The organism is Clostridium sp. CF012 (assembly GCF_018861755.1).
Lineage (GTDB): Bacteria > Bacillota > Clostridia > Clostridiales > Clostridiaceae > Clostridium_AD.
Map to the genome: position 1 here is coordinate 1 of NZ_JAHLEF010000106.1, position 1,180 is coordinate 1,180.

Annotated in this window: 2 protein-coding genes; both read left to right on the top strand. The window is 32.4% G+C overall.

Features of this window, described 5'->3' with window-relative positions; genetic code table 11:
- Window positions 1–867, top strand: an 867-nt coding sequence (locus KPL50_RS26500; RefSeq protein ID WP_216301454.1) for a sensor histidine kinase, incomplete at its 5' end; no start/stop codon positions are given.
- Window positions 860–1,180: response regulator transcription factor (locus KPL50_RS26505; RefSeq protein WP_216301455.1), on the top strand; the 321-nt coding region annotated here is incomplete at its 3' end. The genes KPL50_RS26500 and KPL50_RS26505, both read left to right, overlap by 8 nt.

Sequence of the window (1,180 nt, forward strand, 5' to 3'; positions counted from 1 at the left end):
ATATTTAATATAAATGATTATGCGGAGTACTATACATCATTGCAAAGAATTTATTATTATAGTATTAAAAACATACTTAATTCTACGAATGATATTATTTTTATACTGTTTATGATTCAAGTTATACAAAGTGAGAAAGATGAAAACGAGAAAATTTCTGAGTTGTATGGCGAATTGTACAAATCATCTGAAGAATTGAAAGTTATAAATATTCAATTACAAGATTATGCTAGGAAATCACAAGAAGCAGCTAAAATTAAAGAAAGAAATAGGCTAGCAAGGGAAATTCACGACACTATTGGACATACACTTACTGGTATAGCAATTGGATTAGAAGCATGTATAGAATTATCAGAATTCAACATTAGTAAGATGAAGATTCAGATGTTAAAAATATCAGAGCTTGCAAGAAAAGGGCTTTTAGATGTTCGAAGATCTATGAATGAGCTAAGACCGGATGCACTTGAAAGATTTTCGTTAATTGAAGCAATTTCAAAGTTGTCTGAAGATATAAATGAGTGTACAAATACTAAAGTAGAGATTCAAATTACAGGACAAGCTCCCAAAATGGGCGCGGATGAAGAAGAAACAGTTTATAGAATAGTTCAAGAGGGAATAACAAATGCAGTGAGGCACGGGGCGGCAAGTGAGATTATAGTAGCTTTAGAATTTGCAGAAAATAAGTTGCAAATCAAAATAATGGATGATGGAATAGGAGTTGGTGAAATTAAAGAAGGGTTCGGATTAAGGCATGTTGAGGAAAGGGTAGAAATGCTTGGGGGAAAAGTGCATTTTTGGGGAGTACCATCGGAGGGATTCATTATTTCTGCTTACTTACCTATAAGGAGGAAAATTAAAAATGATTAAAATATTAATTGCAGAAGACCAAGATATTATTAGCCAAAGTCTAGAGATAATTCTTGGCAATAAGCCTGATTTAAAAGTAGTTGGTGTGGCAGAGGATGGCGAAAAAGCTGTTAGATTGGCTCAAAAACTAATCCCAGATATTATCTTAATGGATATACGTATGCCTGGAATAGATGGAGTAAAATGTATAAAGATTATCAAAAAAGTATTACCACAAATAAAGATTATAGTACTTACAACCTTTGATGATAATGAATATGTGTTTAATGCTTTAAAATATGGGGCAAGTGGCTACCTATTAAAGGGTCTAGCT